The organism is Aeromonas sp. 84A (assembly GCF_051919345.1).
GTDB lineage: Bacteria > Pseudomonadota > Gammaproteobacteria > Enterobacterales > Aeromonadaceae > Aeromonas > Aeromonas veronii.
Map to the genome: position 1 here is coordinate 4,230,931 of NZ_JBQBEW010000001.1, position 26,252 is coordinate 4,257,182.

The 26,252-nt window shown below is 59.9% G+C and carries 26 protein-coding genes; 13 read left to right on the forward strand and 13 right to left on the reverse strand.

Annotated features, from left to right (window positions below; translation table 11 throughout):
- Positions 1-337 precede the first annotated feature (337 nt).
- The 3 genes from ACTG20_RS19165 (at position 338) to ACTG20_RS19175 (ending at position 3,276) form a co-directional block, all read left to right on the forward strand.
- Positions 338-658, forward strand: coding sequence for a ComEA family DNA-binding protein (locus ACTG20_RS19165; protein WP_111900685.1), 321 nt, complete (start codon positions 338-340; stop codon positions 656-658).
- 95 nt (positions 659-753) lie between these two features.
- Complete coding sequence (galU, locus tag ACTG20_RS19170; protein WP_139405564.1) at positions 754-1,665, forward strand: UTP--glucose-1-phosphate uridylyltransferase GalU; 912 nt, start codon at positions 754-756, stop codon at positions 1,663-1,665.
- Between the two features lie 213 nt (positions 1,666-1,878).
- Complete coding sequence (locus tag ACTG20_RS19175; RefSeq protein WP_194496654.1) at positions 1,879-3,276, forward strand: peptide MFS transporter; 1,398 nt, start codon at positions 1,879-1,881, stop codon at positions 3,274-3,276.
- A gap of 74 nt (positions 3,277-3,350) precedes the next feature.
- On the opposite strand, the gene ACTG20_RS19180 is transcribed toward ACTG20_RS19175, so the two are convergent.
- On the reverse strand, positions 3,351-4,322 hold the full coding sequence (locus ACTG20_RS19180) for a response regulator (protein ID WP_194496655.1): 972 nt from the start codon (positions 4,320-4,322) through the stop codon (positions 3,351-3,353).
- Positions 4,323-4,562: 240 nt separating this feature from the next.
- Between ACTG20_RS19180 and ACTG20_RS19185 the strand changes: the two genes are divergently transcribed.
- From ACTG20_RS19185 to ACTG20_RS19195, 3 genes are all read left to right on the forward strand, one after another.
- A complete protein-coding gene (locus ACTG20_RS19185) occupies positions 4,563-5,261 on the forward strand; it encodes a DnaT-like ssDNA-binding domain-containing protein (protein ID WP_139405566.1) in 699 nt (232 codons plus the stop codon).
- A gap of 71 nt (positions 5,262-5,332) precedes the next feature.
- Positions 5,333-6,187, forward strand: coding sequence for a DnaA ATPase domain-containing protein (locus ACTG20_RS19190; protein WP_005349200.1), 855 nt, complete (start codon positions 5,333-5,335; stop codon positions 6,185-6,187).
- Between the two features lie 133 nt (positions 6,188-6,320).
- Positions 6,321-6,956, forward strand: coding sequence for an SDR family oxidoreductase (locus ACTG20_RS19195; protein WP_194496656.1), 636 nt, complete (start codon positions 6,321-6,323; stop codon positions 6,954-6,956).
- Between the two features lie 110 nt (positions 6,957-7,066).
- Here ACTG20_RS19195 and ACTG20_RS19200 read toward each other — a convergent pair whose 3' ends face one another.
- The 4 genes from ACTG20_RS19200 to ACTG20_RS19215 all read right to left on the reverse strand — a co-directional run bounded on the left by ACTG20_RS19200 (position 7,067) and on the right by ACTG20_RS19215 (position 11,892).
- The gene (locus tag ACTG20_RS19200) at positions 7,067-8,263 is read right to left on the reverse strand and encodes an ABC transporter permease (RefSeq protein WP_439987333.1); all 1,197 of its coding nucleotides are present in this window, start codon (positions 8,261-8,263) and stop codon (positions 7,067-7,069) included.
- A complete protein-coding gene (locus ACTG20_RS19205) occupies positions 8,263-9,417 on the reverse strand; it encodes an ABC transporter permease (protein WP_194496658.1) in 1,155 nt (384 codons plus the stop codon). The genes ACTG20_RS19200 and ACTG20_RS19205 overlap by 1 nt, the downstream gene beginning before the upstream one ends.
- A complete protein-coding gene (locus ACTG20_RS19210; protein WP_194496659.1) occupies positions 9,417-10,421 on the reverse strand; it encodes an HlyD family secretion protein in 1,005 nt (334 codons plus the stop codon). Before ACTG20_RS19210 ends, ACTG20_RS19205 begins: the two co-directional genes overlap by 1 nt.
- Positions 10,422-10,494: 73 nt before the next feature.
- A complete protein-coding gene (locus ACTG20_RS19215; RefSeq protein WP_194496660.1) occupies positions 10,495-11,892 on the reverse strand; it encodes a TolC family protein in 1,398 nt (465 codons plus the stop codon).
- A 292-nt stretch (positions 11,893-12,184) separates the two neighbouring features.
- On the opposite strand from ACTG20_RS19215, the gene dusB reads away from it, so the two are divergent.
- The 6 genes from dusB to ACTG20_RS19245 all read left to right on the forward strand — a co-directional run bounded on the left by dusB (position 12,185) and on the right by ACTG20_RS19245 (position 17,171).
- Complete coding sequence (gene dusB / locus ACTG20_RS19220; RefSeq protein ID WP_019445016.1) at positions 12,185-13,150, forward strand: tRNA dihydrouridine synthase DusB; 966 nt, start codon at positions 12,185-12,187, stop codon at positions 13,148-13,150.
- A gap of 26 nt (positions 13,151-13,176) precedes the next feature.
- On the forward strand, positions 13,177-13,473 hold the full coding sequence (gene fis, locus ACTG20_RS19225) for a DNA-binding transcriptional regulator Fis (RefSeq protein ID WP_005309538.1): 297 nt from the start codon (positions 13,177-13,179) through the stop codon (positions 13,471-13,473).
- A gap of 112 nt (positions 13,474-13,585) precedes the next feature.
- On the forward strand, positions 13,586-14,467 hold the full coding sequence (locus tag ACTG20_RS19230) for a DMT family transporter (protein ID WP_194496661.1): 882 nt from the start codon (positions 13,586-13,588) through the stop codon (positions 14,465-14,467).
- A gap of 258 nt (positions 14,468-14,725) precedes the next feature.
- Positions 14,726-15,544: a DUF3100 domain-containing protein gene (locus ACTG20_RS19235; RefSeq protein WP_005339140.1), complete on the forward strand. Its 819-nt coding sequence runs from the start codon at positions 14,726-14,728 to the stop codon at positions 15,542-15,544.
- Complete coding sequence (locus tag ACTG20_RS19240; protein ID WP_033114935.1) at positions 15,541-15,990, forward strand: hypothetical protein; 450 nt, start codon at positions 15,541-15,543, stop codon at positions 15,988-15,990. Before ACTG20_RS19235 ends, ACTG20_RS19240 begins: the two co-directional genes overlap by 4 nt.
- Positions 15,990-17,171, forward strand: a complete 1,182-nt coding sequence (locus ACTG20_RS19245; protein ID WP_335854500.1) for a M20 metallopeptidase family protein — start codon at positions 15,990-15,992, stop codon at positions 17,169-17,171. Before ACTG20_RS19240 ends, ACTG20_RS19245 begins: the two co-directional genes overlap by 1 nt.
- Before the next feature lie 90 nt (positions 17,172-17,261).
- Here the strand turns inward: ACTG20_RS19245 and ACTG20_RS19250 are convergent, their stop codons facing one another.
- The 8 genes from ACTG20_RS19250 to ACTG20_RS19285 form a co-directional block, all read right to left on the reverse strand.
- Positions 17,262-18,221, reverse strand: coding sequence for a LysR substrate-binding domain-containing protein (locus tag ACTG20_RS19250; protein WP_439987334.1), 960 nt, complete (start codon positions 18,219-18,221; stop codon positions 17,262-17,264).
- A 134-nt stretch (positions 18,222-18,355) separates the two neighbouring features.
- Positions 18,356-18,982 (reverse strand): LysE family translocator, encoded by a 627-nt coding sequence (locus ACTG20_RS19255; protein WP_439987857.1) that lies wholly within the window; start codon positions 18,980-18,982, stop codon positions 18,356-18,358.
- Positions 18,983-19,086: 104 nt separating this feature from the next.
- Positions 19,087-19,581, reverse strand: coding sequence for an acetolactate synthase small subunit (gene ilvN / locus ACTG20_RS19260; protein WP_005311605.1), 495 nt, complete (start codon positions 19,579-19,581; stop codon positions 19,087-19,089).
- On the reverse strand, positions 19,581-21,299 hold the full coding sequence (locus ACTG20_RS19265; protein ID WP_439987335.1) for an acetolactate synthase 3 large subunit: 1,719 nt from the start codon (positions 21,297-21,299) through the stop codon (positions 19,581-19,583). The genes ilvN and ACTG20_RS19265 overlap by 1 nt, the downstream gene beginning before the upstream one ends.
- Positions 21,300-21,689: 390 nt before the next feature.
- Positions 21,690-21,842 carry a hypothetical protein gene (locus ACTG20_RS19270; RefSeq protein ID WP_005341188.1) on the reverse strand — a complete coding sequence of 51 codons (153 nt, stop codon included), beginning with the start codon at positions 21,840-21,842 and terminating at the stop codon, positions 21,690-21,692.
- Between the two features lie 37 nt (positions 21,843-21,879).
- On the reverse strand, positions 21,880-22,989 hold the full coding sequence (locus ACTG20_RS19275) for an MJ1255/VC2487 family glycosyltransferase (RefSeq protein ID WP_440008070.1): 1,110 nt from the start codon (positions 22,987-22,989) through the stop codon (positions 21,880-21,882).
- The gene (locus ACTG20_RS19280) at positions 22,986-23,489 is read right to left on the reverse strand and encodes a phosphatase PAP2 family protein (protein ID WP_005358196.1); all 504 of its coding nucleotides are present in this window, start codon (positions 23,487-23,489) and stop codon (positions 22,986-22,988) included. The genes ACTG20_RS19275 and ACTG20_RS19280 overlap by 4 nt, the downstream gene beginning before the upstream one ends.
- A gap of 126 nt (positions 23,490-23,615) precedes the next feature.
- A complete protein-coding gene (locus ACTG20_RS19285) occupies positions 23,616-24,236 on the reverse strand; it encodes a TetR/AcrR family transcriptional regulator (protein WP_005349170.1) in 621 nt (206 codons plus the stop codon).
- A gap of 408 nt (positions 24,237-24,644) precedes the next feature.
- On the opposite strand from ACTG20_RS19285, the gene leuA reads away from it, so the two are divergent.
- Positions 24,645-26,207 carry a 2-isopropylmalate synthase gene (leuA, locus tag ACTG20_RS19290; protein ID WP_058057212.1) on the forward strand — a complete coding sequence of 521 codons (1,563 nt, stop codon included), beginning with the start codon at positions 24,645-24,647 and terminating at the stop codon, positions 26,205-26,207.
- Positions 26,208-26,252 lie beyond the last annotated feature (45 nt).

The window sequence follows — 26,252 nt, forward strand, 5'->3', positions numbered from 1 at the left end:
CCCCAGGTGAGCAGCCTTTTTTCTTAGTTCTCTTTTGAAGACCAGTGAAACATGCCATCAGCGCAGTGTTGCACAGAATAATGCCATGTGATGTGCCAGAAATGTCTCGAGCGTAGCGCCGCGGGAAAGAGTGCCCGCCACCTTAAAGATGTATCTAAAATAGATTCAAGATCATAAGGTTGGATATATGAAGGCATTCATAGCGAAGCGCTTATAGCAAATATTTCGCCATCGGCATGAGGATTTGACCTGTTAGAAATAACAGTGAAAAAGACCCGTTCGATACGCTATTCATCAATGTGCCACTCGGCAATATCCACATCATGGAGGAATGGAAATGCTGATGAAGAAGCTCTCTGCTGTCATGCTGCTGGCCTGCTTGCCCCTGTTCAGCCAACCTGTGCTGGCCGTAGATAAGGCAGCGCCCAAGCAAACAACCACGACCGCGGTTGCCAAGGAGTCCGGCAAGCTGAATATCAATACCGCCACCCTTGCCGAACTCACCAGCCTGAAAGGGATTGGTGACAAGAAGGCACAAGCCATCGTCGACTATCGGGAAAAACAGGGAAAGTTCACCTCGGTCGATCAGCTGGCGGATGTCAATGGCATTGGCCCGGCCACGCTGGAAGCCAACCGTGACATGATAATAGTCAAATAAAGTCGAGTGGATCAGTTGCAAATGGGGCAGCCTGTGGCTGCCCCATTTTTCTTGGGGTATGATTGCCGCACTTTAATCCCGCTGGATAGTTTTCCATGAAAAAGACTCCTCTTGTTGTTCGTAAGGCCGTGCTCCCGGTAGCCGGTCTGGGTACCCGTATGCTGCCAGCCACCAAGGCCATCCCGAAAGAGATGTTGCCGGTGGTCGACAAACCGCTGATCCAGTACGTAGTGCGCGAAGCTATCGCCGCCGGGATCAAAGAGATCGTGCTGGTCACCCACTCGAGCAAGAACTCCATCGAAAACCACTTCGACAAGAGTTTCGAATTGGAAGCGACCCTCGAGAAGCGAGTAAAACGTCAGCTGCTGGAAGAGGTGCAACAAATCTGCCCGAAAGACGTCACCATCATGCACGTCCGCCAGGGCGAGGCCAAAGGTCTGGGCCACGCGGTGTTGTGTGCCCGTCCGCTGATCGGTGACAACCCCTTCGCCGTGCTGCTGCCGGATGTGCTGATCGACGACGTTGCCAGCAACCCCAAGCAGGACAACCTGGCCGAGATGGTGCACATGTACGAAGAGAACCAGATCAGCCAGATCATGGTGGAAGCGGTTCCCGAGAGCGAAGTGGACAAGTACGGCATCGCCGACATCAAGGGCGAGGCCCTGAGCGAGGGGATGTCCCTGCCGATGCAGGCCATTGTCGAGAAGCCGCCCCGTGACGAAGCCCCCTCCAATCTGGCGGTAGTGGGTCGTTACGTCCTCTCCTCCAATATCTGGCCGCTGCTGGAGAAGACCCCGGCCGGTGCCGGTGACGAGATCCAGCTGACTGACGCCATCGCCATGCTGATGGAGCAGGAGCAGGTCAACGCCTACTTCATGAAGGGCAAGAGCCACGATTGCGGCAGCAAGCTGGGCTACATGAAAGCCAATGTGGAATATGGTGTGCGCCATCACGAGCTGAATGGTGAATTCATCGGCTGGCTGAAGCAGTTCGTCAAGCAGTTGTAATCGCTGATAAATCTGTTTTTTATAGACGTATTTAAGGGGCATCAAATGATGCTCCTTTTTCATTTTTGCAACAAAAAATCAATCAGGAGTAAATAAACTCTCAGCAAATCATAATGTTGTAATTTATTCACACATGCTCTATAAGGATTGAGGCGTGTTTCTCGCCCTTGCATAAAAAACTCAAAAAAATATAAGACACAGGTGGAAGTTCCAATGAATAACCCGTCAAAAGGGACCTTTTTAGGTCACCCTAAAGGGCTTTTTTTGCTCTTTAGTACCGAACTGTGGGAGAGATTCTCCTATTACGGCATGCGTGCCGTGCTGGTGCTCTATCTGACCGACCTGACTGCCAACGGCGGTCTGGGCTGGAGTCAGGCAGATGCCCTCAAACTCTACGGTATCTATACCGGTCTGGTTTATATCACTCCGCTGATCGGCGGCTGGCTGGCTGACACCTTCCTGGGTCAACGTCGCGCCATCCTGATCGGTGCCGTGCTGATGGCCGCAGGTCAGTTCACTCTGGCACTGCCCCACGCCATGTTCCCGGATATGGTCAACACAATGTTCTACGCGGGCCTCGCGCTGCTGATCGTGGGTAACGGCCTGTTCAAACCGAACATCTCCACCATGGTGGGTGACCTCTATGAAGAGGGCGATCACCGCCGTGATGGTGCTTTCACCATCTTCTACATGGGCATCAACCTGGGTTCCCTGCTGGCAGGTGTGATCTGTGGTGCTGCCGCTACGGCCTACGGCTGGCAAGCAGCCTTCGTCGGCGCCGGTATCGGTATGCTGCTCTCTCTGGTGATCCAGGCCACCATGGCCCAACGTTTCCTGGGTGACATCGGTCGTGTCACTGCCGCCCAGCGCGCAGCAGCCCTGCGTACTACCGAGCAGAAAGCACCGCTGACCAAGCAGGAAGTGGATCGCATCAAGGTTATTCTGGTACTGGGTCTGTTCACCATCATCTTCTGGGCCGGCTTCGAGCAGGCCGGTGGTCTGATGAACCTCTACACCCAGGAGTATACCGACCGCATGATCGGCAGCTTCGAAGTGCCGACCGCCTGGTTCCAGTCCCTGAACCCCTTCTTCATCATCACTCTGGCACCGGTCGTTGCGGCCATCTGGATCAAGCTCGGCAAGAAAGAGCCGAACTCTCCGGTGAAATTCGCCATGGGTCTGCTGTTCCTGGCTATCGGCTTCCTGTTCATGGTCGGTGCCGTGCTGCAGCAGGGTGGTGACAACACCGTCAAGACCTCCATGTTCTGGCTGGTAGGTGCTTACCTGTTCCACACCCTAGGTGAGCTCTGCCTCTCCCCGATTGGCCTCTCCATGGTGACCAAGCTGGCTCCGCTGCGTCTGGCTTCCCTGATGATGGGTGCCTGGTTTGGCTTCGTTGCCTTGGCCAACTACGCTGCGGGCTTTATCGGCTCCTTCGTGGGTGAAGCCGGCCCGATCGCCATCTTCGGTGGCATCGCCCTGGCGGCGGTACTGAGCGCCCTGATCCTGCTGACCATGGCAAACCGCCTGGTTTACTGGATGCACGGTGCCGAAGGCCCGACCAAAGAGCCGCAAGCTCAAGAGAAGAAACTGCACTCCGCCACCGTCTAAACGGTCAGGATTGTAAACAACAAACAGGGCGCCCATCGGCGCCCTGTTTGTTTTGGCCTGTTTATCAGGCGGCATCAGTGATGACGAACCTGCACATCCAGCGAGCCGCCGCTGTCGCTGCGAAACTGCAGGGCGAACGGTTCATGCCAGCTGCGTTTGTGCAGGGCGTAGTGGCTGCTGCGCATCAGGCCAAGGGGCAAGCCGCCGGAGCGCATCAGCCAGTGGGGAGAGGTGAGCCCTGCGTTGGCAAACACCAGCCCATCATGCTGATCAAACAGCAGCGCCGCCATGGCAAAAGAGTGGCGAAGCCCGGACGCCATCAACTGATGGTTGAGGTAGTCGAGCAACCGGTGCGGCTGGCTCAGCAACCGGCTCTCGTTCTGCTGAAACTGGCGATAGGGGACGTTCATCAAGGAGCGCACCAGTGCCCCACAAAATGCCGCATCCGTCCCCATGATCGGCAGCTCCATCACCAGCACCAGCAGCTTGTCTTCCACCTTGAAGGTATCGGGAATAAACAACTGCCCCAGCCCCTTGAACGTGACCTGCCAGGGGCCCCACTCCTGCAAGCTCGGCGGCTTGAGCCCCGCCAGCAGGCGGCTGGCCGCCTTGTCGTGGGCACTGAAATAGTCGATGTGATCCATCAGCTCCAGCTGCTGCGCCCGGTTGACGCTGCCGTTGAGACACTGTTCGATACCGCGCTCGACCAGCGCGTAATCCTCGAGGGGTTTGAGCAGATAGTCCCGCGCACCGGCACGCAAGGCGCTGGCGACCGCCTCCATGGTGCTCTGGGCCGAAATGACGATAACCGGAATATGGGGATAGCGCGCAGAGAGACAGGCGATCACCTCGTGGCCATCCATATTGGGCATATTGAGATCGCAGAGCACCACATCGGGATGGTAGAGAGCAGCGGCCGACAGACCCTCGATTCCGTCTTCGGCCTGAAACACCGTTGCCCCGTCCCGTGCGAGGTAACTCACTAACGAGTGGCGAAAAACGACCTCGTCCTCCACCACCAGGATCCGTAGCCCGGCTTTTGACATCTTGATAAAGCTCTTATTAGTCAATTGGTTATTTAGGCATTAAGACTAGCTCAAAAGTGCGGTCAGCGCGGAAACCCTGCGTCAAAAGTAGACCTCGATCATACGATGGCATCAAGAGAACCCTATCCGCCCGCGCAGCTCTATTCGCTTGGGTGGCCCCACGACTACGACCGCCATCCGAATTGTGCAAGTGGACGCCATAAGGGATAATGCCCCCCACTCCAGCTCGTGAAGAAGACCATGACCCCAGCCGAATACAGTGCCCTTGCCCACCCAAGATTGTCCCATCCGGCCCGCAGTCTCTATACCCTGCAGCTGCGCCGACTGGTGCTGGAAAATCAGGCGGCAAGGCTCAACTATCCCGAGCTGGGTCGGGCGCTGGCAGTGGTCGATCCGGGAGATCCCTGCGGCTTTTCGTTTCAGGTCAATGCCCGCCAGCTCACCGAGCTGTTCGATGAACTGATGGAGGCGGGCCTGCTGCAAGTCGAGGCTCAGCCCGAGAGTGAGCACTACCATCAGTGCCCGTTCCAGTTGCCACTGCTGACCCAGAAATTGCGCAGCCCGCTGCCGGAGCGCCCCTTCCAGATGCATCTGCAATGGCGTCCGGACGAAGAGCTGCCCGCCCTTGCCCGTCTGTGCGGGGTGATCGATGCCAGCTATAGCGAAGAAGATCTGGGGGAGTTTATCGCCTACTGGCTGGGGCGCCCCGAGGTGTTCGACTCCCAGCATCAATGGATGCTCAAGTTCATTCGCGCCCTCAAGACCCGCCGCTACACCCGTCGCAAACCGATGGAGGTGCAGGGCTACCAGCAGGTGACGCCGGCCCCGGCAGAGTCGGGCCCCAGCAAACGGGCACAGCAGATGATTGAAGAAGCCAAGCGACTGGCCCAACAGCAGACGCAAGAACCCACAGCGCAGCAGGAGCCGGATAATGATTGATAGGGGCCCCCGCCTGCAGGCAGAATCAACCCCTTGTCTACCCATCCCTGATCGAGCAGAAGGAGCATTCCATGACTGACCCGCAAGATCCCCTGCGCCAGGAGCTGGAAGAGATCGAAGCCAAGCGCCAGAAGATCGCCAAGGCCAAGCAGGATCACCGCATTCACGACCCGGAATTGAGCCGCCATGTGGGTGGCCTGCTGGAGCGCATTCGTCGCCTGCAACAAGAGACCGGTGGCGGCCAGTATGACTACGAGACCCTGCGCAAGGAGTACGACGCCAAGGCCAACGCCGAGGTGCGCGAGCTGCAGAAAGCGGCCCGTCAGGAGCGGATCCAGAAGCTGATCGCCCAGGCCGACCTCAACCCCGACTGGGTATTTGACAAGATGGATGCCGGTGACCCGGCGCTGCAATATCCCATCGAGACCGCCCGTTACTTTATCAGCGGTTTCGAGCACTGGGAGAAGAGCGGTGGCGGCTGCATGCTGATCTACGGCGACTACGGCACCGGCAAGTCAACGCTGGCGGGAGCGGTGGCGCATGAGCTGATCGCCCGTCACCAGAAATCGGTGATATTCCAGCAGTGGGCCTCCATCGTCGATCGGCTGTTCTTCAACGTCATCCCCGACCAGGATGAGCGCAACCAGTACCGCCGCGCACTGGAAGAGGTAGATCTGCTGATCATCGACGAGGTATCGGCCAACCGCGCCAAAATGGCGGAGAGCCAGTCCAGCTTCCTCGGTCACCTGCTGCGCCGCCGTCGCAACCTGTCAAAGAGCGTCATCATCATCACCAACCACACGCCCCAGAGCCTGCATCAGGCGATCGGTGATTTCAGCTATGAGGCGATCAAGGCATTCAATCCGGTGGATATCCACCTGAGCGGCCCAAGCCGTCGCCCCAGCATCGGCAACTACAACGGCTGATGCCTCTCAAAGAGTGCGAGTCGCTGGCGGCTCGCACTCTCTCCTCCCTGCCAGCTCACAAATAGAAACAACTCTCATTTACAGTAGGCGAACAAGCCACTAGGCTAGCCCCTTTTGCCAAGGGAGCTCATCTATGCCAACCACACTGATTTTCGGAGCCAGCCGCGGGCTGGGCCGCACCTTTACTCATCACGCCCTGAACCAAGGGCACCGGGTCGTTGCGCTGGTGCGCAGCCCCGAGATGGCCATGGAACTGAGTGCGCTGGGAGTTGAGGTGATCGAAGGGGATGCGCTGGATCTGGCTGCGGTGCAGCAGGCATGTGTCCGGGCAGGGCAAAATGCACAGGTCGTCTCCACCCTCGGCAGCTTTCGCCAAACGGCGCCGGTGGACTATCAGGGCAACCGCCATGTGATCGATGCCATGGAGCAGGCAGGCCTGAAACGGCTGCTGCTGGTCACCTCCCTCGGCTGTGGCGACAGCTGGCAGTATCTGCCGGAGCGTGCCCGCGCCGCCTTCGGTCATGAGGTGCGCCTCAAGAGTCTGGCGGAGAGCTGGCTGCAGACCAGCTCCCTCGCGTGGACCATTCTGCGCCCGGCGGGCCTGCAGGATGGCGACGCCACCGGCCGCGCCGAGCTGAGTCAGGGCAAGGAGGTACACGGACTGGTTCGCCGCGCCGATGTGGCCACCCAAGGGCTGCGTCTACTGGCAGATGAGACAGCGGTGGGGCAGATCTACGCCATCGGGGATCCCACGCTCCAGCGCGGCTAAAGCAGCAGTAAAACCGCTTAACCCCACCACATAGCAAAACGGTCAGCCCAAGGGCTGACCGTTTTCGCTTTACCGCACACGCCATCTCACGGGCGCTTGCCCTATCCCGTTTAACCGGCGGTGGTTTCACCCTGCACGACTGACGGGCGAGCAACTGGCAGCGACTGCTGCCGCCAGCGCAGCAGCAGGCAGGCCAGCACGCCGTAGAGCAACGCAAGCCCCCACAACTGCCACCAGTAACGGGAAACCTGGGCGAAGTCGGCCCCCATCTGGTTAAGGCGCAGAAAACCCTCGATGGCGGGGATAGTGGGCACCCACTGAGCCAGCCAATTGAGGGGCGCCGGGATCAGCTCGAGCGGCCAGATAAAGCCCGCCAGAAAGACCAGCGGCAGGGAGGAGATGAGTACCACCTGAGTGGGCAGATCCCGCCGGGTAAAGATGGCCCCCAGCACAATCCCGAACCAGCAGGTTGCCAGCAGGAACGGCAGGGCGAATAGCCAAAGCTGCACCGGGTCGGCATGGCGAGCGATGTTGTAGTGATCAAAGCAAAAGCCGAGGAAGTAGCTCACCGGCAGCAGGAACAACCCCGCCAGCACCAGAGTTCTGGCCAGCAGCAGCGGCAGTACCGGCGCGCTTTGCCAGTAACCGTGCTCGCCGCGGCAACTGCGCTGGTTCTGGGTCGCCCCCAGGATCCCCGCCCCCATCAGCAGCACCTGATGGAGGATCAGCACGAACACCGCCGGCACCACGTAGTTCACATAGCCCATGGTGGGGTTGAACACCGGCACCACGTTGAGAGCCACCGCATTCCAGCCCATGGCTGCTTGCGGCAGCGCCTCGCCGTGGCTCAGCAGCCGCGCCACCTTCACCTGCGCAGCGAGAGTGCCACCGGCCTGCGCCAGCCCTTCGGCAATGGTGCCGTAGACCAGGAAGTAGGAGGCATCACCGGCATAGCTCAGGGTGACGCTCTTGCCCAGCATCAGGTCCCGATAGAAGTGGTTGGGAATGTGCAGGATCCCGCTCGCCTCCCCGGCCATCATCAGCTGGCGCGCCTCGGCCAGCGAATTGGCTCGCGCCACCAGCTTTACCTGCGGCGTGGCATCGGCCATAAACTCCAGCTGACGCGACAGCTGACTGCCATCGTCGTTGACCACCACCACCGCCTCTTCCCGCGGCAGCTGATGCAGATAGGGCTGGGGATAGAGAAACGAGTAGAAGATCACCCCGCCAAACAGGGTCAGCATGATGGCGCGATCCGCCAGCAGGGTGCGCAGCTCTAGGCGCAACAGATCGACAAATCCCAGCATCACTCAGGCTCCTTTTCGGCGACTGCCACTGCGGCTGATTGACGGGCCAGTTCGGCCTGCTGCTTGTAACGGCGCACCACCAGCAGCAAGGGAAGCAGAAACAGCAGCAGCGCCCCCAGTTGCGGCAGGGCGGATGCGAGCGGCAGACCGTAGTTGCTCTGACCAATCTGCAGCTCCACATAGTGGGAGACCGGCAACAGGCTGCGCCAGAAGCGGGCGAAATCCCCCATGGCACTCACCGGAAAGGTGACTCCCATAAAGGCGAAACCGGGCGCAGTGTAAGCCCCCGCCAGCGACAGAGCGCGGGCCGGATCCCGGATGATGCCGTAGAAAAAAGCCCCCATGGTGACGCAGGCGGCCGAGGCGAGCCCCAGACCCACCACCAGCACCAGCCAGCTGCCGTGCATGGGGTAAGAGAAGCCCTTGAACAGCAGCAGCGTCCAGACAATCCCCCAGCCCCAGCCAATCAGCACGTGGGGCAGCAGGGTGCGCCAGAGACCAAACCAGACACCGCGAGTGGTCCAGTCCAGCCCCAACCGATCGGTACGGGCCAGCGCATTGAGGCCGAACAGCACCACCAGGATCTGCCACACCGCGGGCAGAATGGCACTCAGCAGAAACTGGGCATAGCTGGAGTTGAGGTTATAGAGCGCAGTGACCTGACTGCTGATAGGCACCGACTGCCCGAGCGCGCCGGGCAGCGCCTTGCCATCAGCCATCGCCTCCAGCACGCCGACCTGACCGTTAAGGGTGCCTACCACCTGCGCCAGCGCCGAGTTGACCAGCTTGGCGATCAGGATGAACTGGCCGTTGTTGAACACCGTCACCTGTGGCTGGGTGCCCTGACGGGCATCCCGCTCCAGATGGTTGGGGATCACCACCAGCGCATAGATGTCGCCACCGCGCAGGGCTCGGGCTCCGGCATCGATGGAGTCAAACTGTTGCGCCACCTTGAGCCCGGCCGAGCCATCCAGCGAGAACGCGAGCTGGCGCGAGAGCATGCTGTGGTCGAGATCCACCAGCCCCACCTTGAGGTCGCGGGCCAGCCCTGCCGAGAAGATCCAGCAGAGGATCCCCATCAGCAGCAGCGGCACCCAGCTCATCAGGGCACGGCTGAAGGGATCCTGCCACAGCAGCCGAAATTCACGTCCCATCAGAGTTCAACCAGCACACTCATGCCAACCCGCAGCCCCTCAACCGGTTGCAGCGGGCGAGCCTCCACTTGGAAGCTCTTCATATCGAAACCCTGACGGGTATCGGTAGCGCGCCAGGTAGCAAAATCCCCCATCACGGCCACATGGGTCACCTTGAAGCGCACGGTCTGATCGCCAAGGCCCGGGATGCGGGCATCGAACTCGGTACCGACCGGGAAGCGGGGCAGCAGATCCTCGCGAACGTGGAACTGGGCCCAGGCATCGCTCATGTCGAGCAGGGTCACGACAGGGAAGCCCTGCGGCGCCAGCTCGCCGCTACGCAGCAGCACCTGACTTACCTCGCCGGAGTGGGGGCTGACAATACGGGTATCGGCCAGATAGGCCTCAACCTCGGCAACAGAACCCGCCGCCATTTTGGCCTTCTCGCGGGCGGCGATCTTGGTCTCTTCCCTCGCCCCTTCCAACGCCATCTGGTACTGCTGCCACGCCATCCCTTCGCTGTAGCGGGCGGCTTGCCAGGCAGTCCAGGCCTCGTCGCGTTTTTGCAGCGGCATTACGCCGTCGCGGTGCAGACTGGCAACCCGCTCATAGGTCTTGCCACGCAGCTGGGCGGCAGCCTTGGCTTTTTGCCACTGATCCTTGGCAGCGGCGATCTGCTGGGCTCGGGCCCCTTTCTCAGCCTCTTGCGCCAGCGCACCCGCAGCGGCCTCACCGGCCTTGGCCTGGCTCAGCTTGGCTTCGATCTCGGGGCTCGCCAGGGTAAAGACCAGCTGATCCTTGGTCAGCTGATCACCCTTTTTAACCAGCACTTCGTCGATGCGACCCGGCACCTTGGAGGAGACCGAATATTGTTGCGCTTCAATCTGCCCTTGCAGATGCACCGGCTCCGGCTGATAAGCGAGCCAGAAGCGCCAGCCGAGCCAGACCACCAGGATCACCAGCACCAGCGGCAACAACAGCGGTTTACCCTGGCTCATCTTCTTTTTGATGGGGGGATGGCTCATCACTTCACCTCGACAAACGGGCGACCCTTGGCGGTCGAAACAGAGATAGAAAAAGGAACGGACTGGAGTGCGATCATGAGTTCACCTCGATCACCTGACCGTGCTGATATTGATTGAAACTGTTCATCTGGCCGGAGAGCGCCAGCAGGCGGGCCAGCGACACCACATATTGATAGGCCGCAGCTGCGCGCTGGGTCTTGACCCCCGCCAGCTGGTTTTGGGCATCCACCACATCAAGGGAGGTAGAAAGTCCCTGCCCGAAGGCCTTGTCCCGCAGCAGCACGTTCTCCTCGGCCAGCGCCTGGGTGGAAGAGAGGGATTGATACTCCTCCAGCCCCTGCGCCGCTTCGCGCCAGGTCTTCTCGACGAGCAGCTCCAGATCCTGACGGGTCTTGGCTTGCAGCAGATTGACTTGCAGCTCGGCGCTCTTGGCGGCCTGCACCGTCTCGGAGCGGCCATCGCGACTCACCAGCGGCATGCTGACCCCCACCCCCACCAGCCAGTCCGGCGCGGTCTTGGAGGCGAGCGAATCATCTTCATAGAGGTTGTAGTTGCCGAACAGGAACACCTCGGGGGCATATTTGCCCTGCTCGACCCGGATCAGCCCCTTGGCCTGCTCCTTCTTGGCGCTGAGCAGCTTGAGACCGGGGTGCACCTCCAGGGTCTGGCTCACCAACCCCTCAAGGCGCGGCAGCTCCTTGTTGACGAACAGGCCGCTGCCCGGCTGGGCATTTGGCAACTTCAGCATGCGGCCGAGGGCCAGTTCGGCGATCTCGAGGCTGCGGCGCGCCTTCTGGGTATCGATGCGCGCTCTGTCATAGGCCGACTGGGCGGAGAGGCGCTCCACCCTGGCGATCTGGCCCTGCGCTTCGAGCTTCTTGGCGTGATCCAGATGGTGGGCCAGCCCCTCTTCGATCTCCTGCTTGGTCTGCACCACCTGAACTGCCAGCACCACGCCGAAATAGGTCTGGGAGAGGCTCTCGAAGGTGGATTGCTGCTTGAGCACAAGCAGCTGCTGCGCCTCGCTCACCTGCGCCTGGCGGATATCCTGCGCCGCATCGATGCGACCACCGGCAAACAGCGGCCAGAGCATCTTGACCGAGCTGGTCACCACATTCTGTTTGGTCAGGGGGGTGACAAATGCGTTGGCCCCGACCCCGAACAGGCTGCCGAGCGCCAGGATCAGATCTTTCTGCTTGGCCAGAGGATTGAGATCGAGGGCATCAAGTTCAATCGGCTGATCAAGATGGGTATAGCTAGCCCCCAGATCCACCTTGGGCAGATACATGTCCTTGGCCGCCTCGCGCAGCTGCTTGGCCCGATCGACCCCGGCCTGCTCGGCAGCCAGCCCTTCATCCTGCTGGATGACCCGGGTCCAGGCTTCGCCGAAACTGATGGTTTGCGCCTGCGCCGACCCCAGCACGGCCCCCAGCAGACACGGCCAGAGTGATTTAATGAACCTTGACGTCATAGATCCCCAATCCGCTTTTGTTGCATAAATGTTTGGAGCATTTGCTCGACTTAAGCCCGCTATCATAACGCAAAGCGGGCCTGCAAGTGGACTGACAATTATGCAGGCGTCCGACCCGAATGGTACAGCGATCAGTCTCCGGCAATCTGGCCGTTTTTCAATAACTCCAGAATTTGCAAGCCTTGGCGCGACGTTTTTTTCAGAAAAAAATGGCTGACGCTCAAATACTAACCTTTTCTCCTGCCTAAAAAATGCGTAATATACGCCGCCCTAAGCCGATGGTAACCGTGGAATGCAGATAGGTCCCCACACGCTTGAAACTCCCTTGATTGTGGCTCCCATGGCCGGTGTAACTGACCGACCATTCCGTGAACTTTGTTTGCGATTGGGGGCTGGCATGGCCGTTTCCGAGATGCTGCTGGCCAACCCGGATGTCTGGGATACCCAGAAAACCCGGATGAGGATGGATCACTCTGCAGAAGGCGGATTGCGTTCGGTCCAGATTGCCGGAGCCGACCCCGAGATGATGGCGTTTGCTGCCCGCTACAACGTGGAGCAGGGCGCACAGATCGTCGACATCAACATGGGATGTCCGGCAAAAAAAGTGAATAAGAAGTTGGCAGGTTCTGCCCTGCTGCGTGCCCCCGATCAGGTCAAAGCAATTTGCCGGGCCGTGGTGGATGCAGTGGAGGTGCCTGTCACCTTGAAGATCCGCACAGGATGGGATCCGGATAACCGCAATGGCGTGGAGATCGCCCGAATCGCCGAAGATTGCGGTATCGCGGCCCTTGCCGTGCATGGTCGTACCCGTGCCTGCCTCTACAAGGGCGAAGCGGAGTACGACACGATCAGGGCGATTAAGCAGGCCGTATCGATTCCTGTTGTCGCCAATGGTGACATCAACAGCCCGGAGAAAGCCCGGTATGTCCTCGACTATACCGGCGTTGACGCCGTGATGATCGGCCGAGCTGCGCAAGGACGACCCTGGATTTTCCGGGAAATCCGTCATTTTCTTGAGACGGGCACCAAGCTGCCGCCTCCCGAGAGGGAAGAGGTTCGCACCCTGATGAACGAGCATGTAACCAACCTGCACCGGTTTTATGGTGCATATCTGGGAGCGCGCATAGCCCGTAAACACGTGGGCTGGTATCTGGATGAAGAAGAGACGGGCCGAGAATTCCGTAAGCACTTCAATGCCCTGGATTGCGCAGACGCGCAACTTGAGGCACTCGAAGCGTATTTCGATGGATTAGGTTAACAAGATAACTAAAGAGCCGACCGAATATGTTCGAACAAACCCTGACTTCTGATGCATTGGTAACAACTACTCACAATCACGCTGCCGAGCCGACCCAGCGCCCCCTGCGTGACTCTGTGCAACAGGCCCTGCGTAACTACCTGGCCCAGTTGAACGGTCAGGAAGTGATTGATCTGTACGATATGGTTCTCTCCGAAGTCGAAGCGCCGATGCTGGACGTGATCATGCAGTACACCCGTGGTAACCAGACTCGCGCTGCCGTGATGATGGGTATCAACCGTGGCACCCTGCGCAAGAAGCTCAAGCGTTACGGCATGAACTGATTGCTGGCCGCGAGCCGCGACGGCGGTTCAAGGCAGATGCGAAAGGCGCCAGGTAGCAATACCTGGCGCCTTTCCTTTATGCTCTCCCCTCCATTTCACCATGGCGACCCCGATGAACCGCACTCCCCTGCTGCTGATGGTACTGGTCACCCTGCTGGCCGCTGCCGGCTGGCTCTTCTCGAAAGAGGCGATCCGCGAACTGCCCCCTGCCGCCTTTATCGGCAGCCGCTTCCTGCTGGCCGCGCTGCTGTTGCTCCCCCTAGCCTGGCTGCGTGAACCGCCGCCGACTCGCACCCAACTGGTGCGGGCTAGCGGTTGCGGCACATTGCTCGGTGCCAGCCTGCTGCTGTGGGTCACTGCCATCAGCCAGAGCGATGCGCTGGGCAGCGGCGCCTTTATCATGAGCGTCGCGACCCTGATGGCCCCGCTGGCCGCCTGGGGAGCCTTTCGGGCCAAGCCTGGCCGCCACTACTGGCTCACCCTACCCATCGCCATCGTGGGCCTGTTGCTGCTCTCCAGCAGTACCCACTGGGGCGTGTCGCTCTCGCTGTTCTGGTTTCTGGCGGCGGCCACCACTCTCGGCATCCAGCTTGCCGTCCATCGCCACTTCGCCCAATCCATTGCCCCCACCTGGCTCACCTGCATCCAGCTGGCGATGACCGGCCTGCTCGGCACCCTGCTCTCCCTGCTGACCGAACAGTGGCCCGAGGCTGGAGTCAGCCACGGCATCTGGGGCTGGTTTGTGGCGAGCGTCTTGATCGCCACCACATTGCGCTACTGGCTGCTCACCCATGCGTTGAGCAAGATGACTACCGCCCACGCCGCCCTGATGATGCTGCTGGAGCCGGTCTGGACTCTGCTGCTGAGCACCCTCTTCTACAACGAACCCCTCGGCGGCACCAAACTGGCCGGTGCCGGACTGGTACTCGGCGCCCTGGTGCTCTACCAGCTTCCCCTGCTGCTGCGCAGTGCCCGCCTCAAAACGCCCGTCTGATACGCGTCACCGCCCTGCTGGGCGGTGTCCCCATTTCCCTCCTTTTTGCTTATCTTGTCCTGCCAATGCTGACGTTCTGTTAACGGCATTTAACCCTTGGTATCCATAGGGTTAAAGGGCATACCCCATGAAAAAATGCCATATGGCCAGCTTGATGAAGGTCACATACCTGCCCCTCTTAGCTCCCTATGATGCCCCCATCATCGGTCTGGACAATCCTGACGATGGCCACACATGGGAATAACAAGAGAAAAAACTATGCAGCAAACCAGCCCCCTCAAGACGGTCACGGTCAGCATATTGGCAACCGCCATGCTGATCTTTGTGGCCCAGTACCTGATAGGCAAGCAGGAGATCAAGATAGGCATCGCCATCATTCCGATCCTGCCGATGCTCTTTGCCGTCATCATCGGCATGATTGTCTCCGCCAAACCGGTCAAGGATCGCATACCCGGCTGGAAGCAGCTCTTCACCGAGAAAGAAGAGGGCTTCTGCGGCAAGATGGTGGGCTTCAGCCTGCTGATCCTGGGCACCCAGTACGCGGGGATGATCATCCCCAACCTGAAGATGATCCTGAGCGTCGGCGTGCCGCTGTTCCTGCAGGAGATTGGCAACCTGCTGCCGATCCTGATCGCCATTCCGCTGGCGGTGAAGTTCGGCTTTGGCCGCCGCGCCATCGGGGCCTGCTCCTCCATCAGTCGCGAGCCGTCCGTTGCGGTAATTCAGGGCAAGTTCGGCACCGGCTCCCAGGAGTACATCGGCGTGCTGGCCATCTACCTGTGCGGCTCCGTTATCGGCACCCTCTGGTTCAGCGTGCTGGGCAGTATCGCCCCGCTCACCGGCCTGCACCCGCTGGCGCTGGCTGCCGGCTCCGGCGTGGGCTCAGGCTCCATGCTAAGTGCCGCCTCCGGCGCCCTGATCAACGGTCTCGACGAAGCGCTGGCTCAGCAGGTGTTGAGTATCGCGGCAGCCTCGAACCTGCTCTCGTCTGCCCTCGGCGCCCTCTCCCTCACCTATCTGGGTCTGCCGCTCGCTGAAAAAATCTATGCCCTGACAGCCAAAGGAGAGAAAGCATGAAAAGCATCGTAATGGATATGCGGTTCGTCTTTCTGGCGATCCTGCTGGCTATGTTTACCCAGACCCTGACCACCGGCACTCCGCTCTGGCTGATGGGTGACAGCTTCATCGCCATGTCACTGGTGGTGTTCGCTTCGCTGATTGCCAAGCGCTACCTGCCCTCGTCCCTACCGGCGTTTGCCTATGCCACCATCATCGGCATTCTGATCTGCCTGCCGGAGACCCCGGTGCGCGGCCTCTTCATTGACGCCGTCGCCAAGATCTCCTTCCTCTCCTGCTGCGTACCGCTGCTGGCCTTTGCCGGTCTCTCGGTGGGTGGTCAGCTGGAAGAGCTGAAGAAGATGTCCTGGAAAGTGATCCTGATCTTCATGATCGTCTCCACCTGCTGCTTCTTCGGCGCCTCGCTGGTGGCCCAACTCGGCTTCTCCATTCAAGGGATCATCTGATGAACAACATTCACATTGAACCGGCCCTGCAGGCCCTGCGTGACTTCAGTCAGGAAGTGCGCCACCATCTGCACACCATTCCGGAAGCCTCCGGCGTCGAGTTCAAGACCTCGGCCTACTGCCGCGAGCTGATGGCAGGCTTTGGCTACCGTCTCACCGACTACCCGGGCTTCACCGGTTTCCACGGCGATCTGGTGGTTGACCCGGTGCTGCCGACCATCGCCTTCCGTGCCGACATGGATGGCCTCGAGATGCATGACATGAGCGACGTTGCGTTCAAGTCAACCCACGAGGGAATGGCTCACAACTGTGGTCACGACTCCCATATGGCGATCGCCCTGACCGCGGCCAAGTTTCTGGCCGCCAACCGCGATCGCTTGCAGTACAACGTCCGCTTTATCTTCCAGATGGCGGAAGAGGATATGCGGGTGCCGGGCGCCGAGAAGATGGTCGAACTGGGCTGCATGAAGGGGGTGGACGAGGTCTATGCCCTCCATAACGACGGCGCCATGGAGACCGGCACCATCAAGTTCAACCACGGTGTCATGTCCTCCTGGGGCTCCGCCTGGACACTGGATGTGCACGGTATCTCCGCCCACGGCTCGACCCCCCACAAGGGGCTGGATGCCATCCGTGAAGCGGTGCGGATCATCGAGGACATGGACTACATCGTCGCCAAGCGCACCAGTCCGTTCAGCCCGGCGGTATTTGGCTGCGGCATGATCAACGGCGGCACCATCCCCAACGCCATCGCCGACCATGTGCAGGCGCGCGGCACCATCCGTGCCATGGATGCCGAGACCGACCAGATCCTGAAGAACAGCTTCAAGGAGATCGTGGCCCAGAGCGAACTGCGCGGCTTCAAGACCAAAATGGTCTATGCCGGGTATCCTGCGGTCGAGAACCACGCCGATGCCTGCGCCCGTCTGCTGCAAGCGGCCGCCGACGTATTGCCCTCCGAGGGGATCAACGCTCAGGGTCAGCCGATGACCGGCAGCGAAGACTTCAGCTATATGATCAATGCCTGCCGTGGCCGCAAGGGGGCCATGTTCTTCCTCGGCAGCGGCTGTCAGGCCAAGGGGATCTGCAACTACCTGCATGCGAATCCCTACTACCTCGATGACGACTGCCTGCTGGTCGGAGCCCAGATCTTTATCAATCTGGCGACCCGCAGCGCTTAATCCCGTATACCGATAAAACCAGAAGAGAGGCCAAGGCCTCTCTTTTTTTGTCTCTGTATTTTTGCTCTGTGTACGGCAAACAACCCGCGGCTAGAGCCACGGCAACTCCGCCATATTGGCAGCGGGCGGCTGGTTGATAAGGTGCAGCTGCACCGTCTCCCGGCTGATATGGGGGGCGTAGAGGTGGATAAAGTCGTACATATAGTCGCGCAAATGGGCATGTTTGCGCAGGCAGATGTGGGTGGCACTCGAGGCGATCAGGTGGTCGATGTTGAGGCTCACCAGAGCCTCCCTATCCCCCTCGTCAAAGGCTACGCTTGCAATCACCCCGACCCCCATGCCGAGCCGGACGTAGTGCTTGATCACGTCGGTGTCGGTGGCGGTCAGCACGGTTTTCGGCGAGAGGCCGTGACGGCTGAAGGCCTTGTCCATCTTGGATCGGCCGGTAAAGCCGAACACATAGGTGATGAGGGGATAGCGGGCCAGATCCGCCATCGACAGCGGCTGGCAGTCGATCAACGGATGACCGTGGGGCACCACCACACTGCGCCCCCAACGATAACAGGGGACGGCGGCCAGCTCGTCGAACAGATACATGGACTCGGTGGCGATCGCCATATCCACATCTCCGCTTTGCACCATCTGGGCCAGTTGGGCTGGCGCCCCCTGATGGAGCTGGATCGCCACGTCAGGGTAGCGACGACTGAACTCGGTGATCACCGCTGGCAGCTTGTAGCGGGCCTGGGTGTGGGTGGTGGCGATACGCAGCACCCCGCTGGTGGCCAGTTGCTCCCCCAGCGACAGCTGGTTGATCTGCTCCACCTGTGCCACCACACCCTTGGCCAACTCCATCACCTGCTCGCCTGCGCTGGTCAAGCCGACCAGATTCTTCCCCTTGCGGGCAAAGAGGGCGAGCCCGAGCTCATCTTCCAGCATCTTCATCTGCTTGCTGAGGGTGGGCTGGGAGGTGTAGAGCTTCTCCGCCGTCGCCGAGATGTTGAAGTTGTTCTTCACGATCTCGGTAAAGTTCTTGAGCCGGGCGATGTTCATCTGGGCAAGGGATCTCGCTGCTGCTGCCAGCAATGCTGGCGTTGATAAGAGAGCGCGGGAGAGACCCGCAGCTAACAGCCGACCATACCACAGCGCGCTGCACGATAATCTGCCTCAGGTCAGAAAGCCGCGAGCTAGTCGCTGGCGAGCTTGATCCCGAGTCCGACAAACAGGGTGCCGATGCCCCGGTTGAGCCAGCGGCCGAGACGCTGTGACAGCCGTACCCTGTGGCTGGCATAGACGGTGGTAAAGACCAGCAAGTGACACCAGATGATGCCGCCCAGATTGAAGATGCAGCCGAGCAGAATAAAGGCGAGCGCCTTGTCGGGGGCATCCGGCGCGATGAACTGGGGCACGAAGGCGAGGAAAAAGAGCGCGACCTTGGGGTTGAGCACATTGGTCAGCACACCCTGCCGGTAAATCTGGCCATAGGATAGGGCGGGCAGGGTGGCCCCTCCCTCCATTGCACCCGTAACCTGCTGGCGCAGCAGGGAGAACCCCAGATAGATGAGGTAGATGGCGCCAGCCAGCTTGATAAGGGCAAACAGCTCGGCCGAGGCACTGAGCAGGGCCGACAGACCGAGGGCCGCCGCCAGCACATGCACCATTACACCGGTGCCGATGCCAAGGGCCGCGACTGAACCGGCACGCCACCCTTGCGAGCCGCTGCGCAGCATGACCAGCAGGGAATCCGGCCCCGGCATGATGTTGAGCAGCAGCCCCGAGACCATAAACAGTGCAAGATCATGAATACCGAACATCATCCCTCCCCTCGTAAAGCAAAACCAAACAAAGAGGGCTCCGCAGAGCCCTCTTTACTTTCACTCTGCGGCAGCTGACGCGTCATCAGCTGTCCCGCCAGCCATCAGGGCCGCAGCGCCTTATCCGCCCGGGAGATACCGCAGACGCCGGAGCGCACCACTTCGATGATCTCGTTGGTCTGGGCTGCGGTCTTGATGAAAGCATCCAGCTTCTCGCTGGTGCCCACCAGCTGTACCGTGTACTGCTCGGGGGTAACGTCGACGATCTGACCGCGGAAGATATCTGCCAGCCGTTTCAGCTCGTCACGGGCCCCACCGGCGGCGCGCGCCTTGACCAGCGCGATCTCCCGCTCGATATGCTCCCCTTCGCTCAGGTCGCACACCTTGAGCACATCCACCAGCTTGTGCAGCTGCTTCTGGATCTGCTCCAGCACCCGCTCGTCACCCATGGTGACTATGGTCATGCGCGACAGGGTGGGATCCTCGGTCGGCGCCACCGTCAGGGTCTCGATGTTGTAGCCACGCTGGGAGAAGAGACCCACCACGCGGCTCAGGGCGCCGGATTCGTTCTCCAGCAGTACTGAAATGATGTGTCTCATCAGGTTCTCTCCGTCTTGCTCAGCCACATCTCATCCATGGCGCCAAACTTGATCTGCATCGGATAGACGTGCTCATCCGGGTCGACCGAGATATCCATGAACACCAGCCGATCCTTCATGGCGAAGGCCTTCTCCATGGCGCTCTCCAACTCCGCCGGATCACTCACCGCGATGCCGACATGACCATAGGCTTCCGCCAGTTTGACGAAGTCCGGCAGGGACTCCATGTAGGAGTGGCTGTGACGGCCGCCGTAGAACATCTTCTGCCACTGCTTGACCATGCCCAGCGCACGGTTGTTGATGGAGATGATCTTGATGGGCACTCCGTACTGCATGCAGGTGGAGAGCTCCTGAATGTTCATCTGCACCGAGCCATCGCCGGTGACGCAGCAGACCACCGCATCCGGGTTGGCAAACTGGGCCCCCATGGCGGCCGGAATGCCGAAGCCCATGGTGCCGAGGCCCCCTGAGTTGATCCACTGGCGCGGTTTGGCAAACGGGTAGTAGAGGGCAGCAAACATCTGGTGCTGGCCCACGTCGGAGGCAACGAACGCCTGACCCTGAGTCACTTTGTAGAGGGTCTCGATCACCTGTTGTGGCTTGATCTGGGTTGCCGACTTTTCGTAGGCCAAACAGTGACGGGAGCGCCACTGGTTGATCTGGCTCCACCAGTCCGCCAGCGCCTCCTTGTCGTTATCGAAGCTACACTCGCGGATCACTTCCAGCATCTGCTCCAACACGGTTTCCACCGAGCCGACGATGGGCACATGGGCCTGCACCGTTTTGGAGATGGAGGTGGGGTCGATATCGATATGAACCACGGTCGCATTTGGGCAGAACTTGGCCACGTTGTTGGTGACGCGGTCATCGAAGCGGGCTCCCACGGCGAAGATGAGATCCGCGTTGTGCATGGTCTTGTTGGCTTCGAAGGTGCCGTGCATCCCCAGCATGCCGATAAATTGCGGATGGACACCGGAGAAAGCCCCCAGCCCCATCAGGGTGGTGGTCACCGGCAGATTCAGCAGCTCCGCCAGCTTGGTCACCAGATGGTCCGCATTGGCGTTGATGGCACCACCGCCCACGTACATCACCGGGCGCTGGGCTTCTACCAGCAGCTTGGCAGCCCGCTTGATCTGCCCTTTATGACCAGACTTGGTCGGGTTGTAGGAGCGCAGGGAGACCGTCTCGGGATACTGGTAGGGGAATTTTTCTTTCGGGTTCTGCACATCTTTGGGCAGATCCACCACCACCGGCCCCGGGCGGCCGCTGGCGGCAATGTAGTAGGCCTTCTTGATGGCCTCGGGAATATCGCTCGCCTTCTTGCACAGGAAACTGTGCTTCACCACCGGGCGGGAGATACCGATCATGTCGGTCTCCTGGAACGCATCCTCACCGATCATGCTGGTCGGCACCTGGCCGGAGAGGATCACCAGCGGAATGGAATCCATATAGGCGGTGGCAATACCGGTAATGCAGTTGGTCGCCCCCGGGCCTGACGTTACCAGCACGGTTCCCACCTTGCCGGTGGAACGGGCGTAACCGTCAGCCATGTGAACCGCGGCTTGCTCGTGCCGCACCAAGACATGCTCCATCTTGCCGTTTTCGAAGAGAGCGTCATAGATGTCGAGCACTGAGCCACCAGGGTAGCCGAAGACGTGCTCAACTCCCTGATCTTCCAGCGCTCTAACCACCATCTGGGCGCCTGATAACATCTCCATGATAAAGCCCTCCAGGCTTTGCTCCGTTTAGCGAATCCCGCCGACGATGCCGTGCTTCCCGGCACGGCCCGATCCGTTTCTTGTTGTTATCTGAATGCAGATCGGCCCAATTCAGCCCCGTCGACAGTAGAAAAAAAGGATTTTTCCGTCATTCACCCGAAAATAGGGTGAAAAACCAACTTAACCCGCTTCATAACGCTTGTCCACGGCTTTATCTGACCAGAACAGTCATACATTTCAACCGGCTATTAACATTCAATGACTTGCCGCAGCGACCATGAGACAAAAGGGAAGGAAGTCGGGGAATGGCCAGCTGATCATTCCGCTGAGGGGAAAAACAGCCACAAAAAAGCCCACCGCTCAGCGGTGGGCTTGATGCCGAATGATGACTCAGTTGTCCTGATCCGGCTCAGCCAGCCAGATCTGCTGATCCGGATCGGTCTCTTCACTGACCGAAATGCTGACACCCATATCGAGCAACTCGTGCAGGGTGAGATTGTCAGCCAGGTTCATGACTTCGCCGTTTTCATTGGTAAAGCGCATTTGCTCCGTCCTCTCCTTGGTGGGATCGCCTTTCAGTCTAGTCAACAACGCTCACTTGCGATAACCAGCAACTGGATAAACAGTCGCCGCCATCCAGCTCGCTCAGGCGATCACTCACCTCCTCCGGAAACAGGGTGCGCGCCCAGAGCCGCCGCGACAGAGAGGCTACGCTCTCGTCGGCTCCCGCCGCCAGCCAGCGGGCCAGCTCCCCCGCTACATCGGGGTAGCAGACCGCCCCCGGCGAGGCGCTGTCGAGCCAGGTACGCACCAGATTGGCATCGAGCACATCCATCAGGGTCGCCAGCCCCATCATCTCGAGGGTCTTGCCGTTGGTCAGCTGCTCGAACTGGCCGCCGAGGGGTTTGACCAACAGCTTCTTACCGAGGGTGAGCGCCTCGGAAGCCAGCTCGAAACCCGCGTTGGAGATGACGCCGCGACAACCGGCCAACACGGCGATAAACCCGTGCCGCGATGGCGGTTCGAAGCGCAGGTTGCGCCATTGACTCGGGGTGCGAATGGCGGGGTGAAAGCAGACGAAGCGCTGCTGACCAAAACGCGACAACAGGGCAGCGATCGCCTCGGTCTGCTCGAACGGCAGATAGACCAGGATCTCGCCGTTATCCGGCGCAGCGGCGATGGGATCGATCACCGGTGGCAGCAAGGGGTGACCGAAATGAAACCAGTGCAGTCCGAGCGGCTGATCCACCGGAGCAAAGTGGCGCATCAGCTGGCGGCTGACCCCATCCTCCCCCCAACGCGGGATGGGCCAGTTGAAGCTGGCCTGATGGCTGACGGTGAGGCTCGGCTTGCCATAGCGGCGGGCGGCGTGGGCGGTCAGCGGCTCAAAATCGCTCACCACCAGATCGTATTCGCTGCAATCGAGAGCCCGCAGATCCCGCCAGAAGGTGAGCGGCGAGGCGGCTTGCAGGGTGCGCCACGGAGAAATTCGCCCCTCGTGGCTGACAAAAGTGAGGCCGGGAAAGGCGCGGTAGGCGCCGAACTCCTCCATGTCGAAGTAGCGGTCTGCAGGGCGGCCGCTGAAGAGATAATCCACCTCGACCCCTGCTGCGCGCAGCGCCCGCGCCAGGGTACGACTGCGACTGATATGACCGTTGCCGGTGCCTTGCACCCCAAACAGTATCCTCATGAGTGGCTCCAGCTGAGCGCCAGCACGGCGCAACCGCCCCCCAGCAGGGCACCGGCTACCAAATCACTCAGGTAGTGCACCCCGAGCAGCAGCCGGGATGCTCCCACCAGCGCCGCCCAGCCAAACAGCAGGGGTGCCCAGAGCGGAAAGCCGGTGGCCAGTATGGTAGCCATCAGAAAAGCGGCAGCGGTGTGACCGGAGGGGAGGCTGTAACGATCGGAAGGAGTGATAAAGACCGGCAAGCCGACCGGCCGTTGCCGTTTCAGGCTGTTTTTCAGCAGCAGATAGAGGGGCAGTTCGATGGCGAAGGCGAGCAGCGCCAGTCGCACCAGTTCCCGCTCTGCCTCCCCCTGCCACCAGAGCAGGGCGGCCAGCACAGCGTAAAGCGGGCCATCGCCGGTGCGGGAAATGAGACGACTCACCCTCGCCTGCTGCCGGTTGTAGCCGTGAAGCAGACAGACCCGGCACACCTGCAGGTCCCATTGCTGGATCTTGTTCATATCCCCTCCTTCCCTGAATTCTGCTTGCAGAGTAAGAAAGCGGGATGACGTTACGTTGAACAAGGGATAACAGATTTATGAAAAAAGGGCCGAATGGCCCTTTCTAATCTCGATGTGGCGGCAAAATCAGTGACTGCCGCGCAGACCGGTCTCCATCAGACGGCAATTGTGGTCCGCCAGACGGGCCATGAAGTGCTCATCCACTTTCAGGCCAAACACCTGCTCGTAGAGATCTTTCATCACGAATGGCTGCCACATCATGCTGAGGAAGGAGATCTTCAGCATGTCGGGATCCAGGTTGTCACCCAGCTCACCGTTGGACTTCATGGTTTCCAGCAGGGCATCGAACTGCGGCAGCTGACGTTCCAGCAGGCGGTTCAGCACAAAATCCCGGCCCGGGCTCTTCTCGGTCGACAATGCGCTGGAGATGGCAGAGGTCAGCTCGCTGTTGGGCGCCATCACCTGATAGTAGGTGTTGAGCAGCTCATTGAGGCTGTGATTGCTGTGTTCATCTTGCCAGGCATGGTCGAGGGGCTCGGCGACATCGCCCAGCACCGCTTTGTAAAGACCCTCTTTACTGCCGAAGTAGTAGTGGATCATTGCCAGATTGGAGCCAGCAAGCTCCGCGATTTCGCGTGTAGTCACCTTGCTATAGGGAGTATTGAGAAAACGCTCACGGGCGGCAGCAAGCAACTTGTCACGAATGTCAGAACGTCCGACCGGACGACCAGGTCTACGTTTTTCCATTTAACACCTCAGATAATTCAGCCAATGCTGATAAGTCGATCTGGTTGTGCAGAGAATAGAGCACAGCAGGAATGACCAGATAATCGGTCATGGGCCGAATATGGGACAAGGAAATTTGCAATCCTTTACAATCCGATTAAATACGTCAGCAGATTGCCCCTGACCTTCCGTGTTGACACAGCATAAAAATCTCGATATTGGTAAAAGCGTTATCGACTGGAAGGAATAACAACGTCATGCATATCGCCACCCCGCTACTACTAATCTCCCTAATCGCGTTAACTCGCGCGGGATCCTTGTAGCCGGGCTAAGGCATAGCCGGAATTTACAAAAACCCGTGCACCCTGCACGGGTTTTTTTATGCCGCCGCAGGATGCACGTTACCGAACTTAGGAAGAGGGAAGTCACATGTCAGATCGGGTCATCATATTCGACACCACCTTGCGTGATGGTGAGCAGGCCCTGGCGGCCAGTTTGACAGTCAAGGAGAAGCTGCAGATCGCCCAGGCGCTGGAGCGGCTCGGTGTCGACGTCATGGAGGTGGGCTTCCCGGTCTCCTCTCCCGGCGATTTTCAATCGGTGCAGACCATCGCCCGCCACATCAAGAACAGCCGGGTCTGCGCCCTCGCCCGCGCCCTGCCAAAAGATATCGATGCCGCCGGTGAAGCCTTGCGGGTCGCCGAGGCGTTTCGCATCCACACCTTTATCTCCACCTCCTCCATCCATGTGGAGAGCAAGCTGAAAAAGAGCTTCGAGGATGTGCTGGAGATGGGGGTCGGCGCCATCAAGCACGCCCTGCGCTACACCGATGATGTGGAGTTCTCCTGCGAGGATGCAGGCCGCACCCCCATCGATAACCTCTGCCGCATGGTGGAGGCCGCCATCAAGGCGGGGGCCCGCACCATCAATATCCCCGATACCGTGGGCTACACGGTACCGACCGAGTTCTCCGGCATCATCCACACCCTGTTCAACCGGGTACCCAACATCGACAAGGCGATCATCTCGGTCCACTGCCACGATGATCTGGGGCTCTCGGTGGCCAACTCCATCGGCGCGGTGCAGATGGGGGCCCGCCAGATTGAGTGCACCATCAACGGCATCGGCGAGCGGGCGGGCAACTGCTCGCTGGAAGAGGTCGCGATGATCCTCAAAACCCGCGCCGACCTGCTCGGGGTACAAACCAATATCCGCCACAGCGAAATTCATCGCACCAGCACGCTGGTCAGCCAGCTCTGCAACATGCCGGTGCAGCCCAACAAGGCGATCGTCGGGGCCAACGCCTTCTCCCACAGCTCCGGCATCCATCAGGATGGGGTGCTCAAGGCGAAAAATACCTACGAAATCATCACTCCCGAGAGCATCGGCCTGACCCAGAACAACCTCAACATGACCTCCCGCTCCGGCCGCCACGTTATCAAGCACCGGATGGAGTCCATGGGTTATGCCGAGAGCAGCTACGACCTCGACCACCTCTACGGCAAATTCCTGACCCTGGCCGACAAGAAGGGTCAGGTGTTCGACTACGACCTCGAAGCACTGGCCTTCTTCAGCCAGATCCACGAAGAGCCCGAGCACTTCAAACTGGAGTACCTCGGGGTGCAGAGCGGCAGCTCGGTACTGGCCACCGCCTCGGTCAAATTGAAGGTGGGACAGGATCTGATCTGCGAAGCGGCCACCGGCAATGGCCCGGTGGATGCGGTCTACCAGTGCATCAACCGCATCACCGGCTATGAGATCCGCATCGACAAATATGCCCTCAAGAGCAAGGGCGAAGGGGAAGATGCCCTCGGTCAGGTCGATATCGTCGCCGAGTACAAAGGGCGCAAATTCCACGGCATGGGACTGGCCACCGACATCATCGAATCCTCGGCCCACGCCCTGCTCCATGTGATCAACAGCATCTGGCGCGCCGATCAGGTGGCCGAACAGATGGAACGCAATAACAGCATCAAATCAGAAACCGTCTGAACAGGGCTCGGAACCAAACAGACGGCATGGAATGACAATATCAGG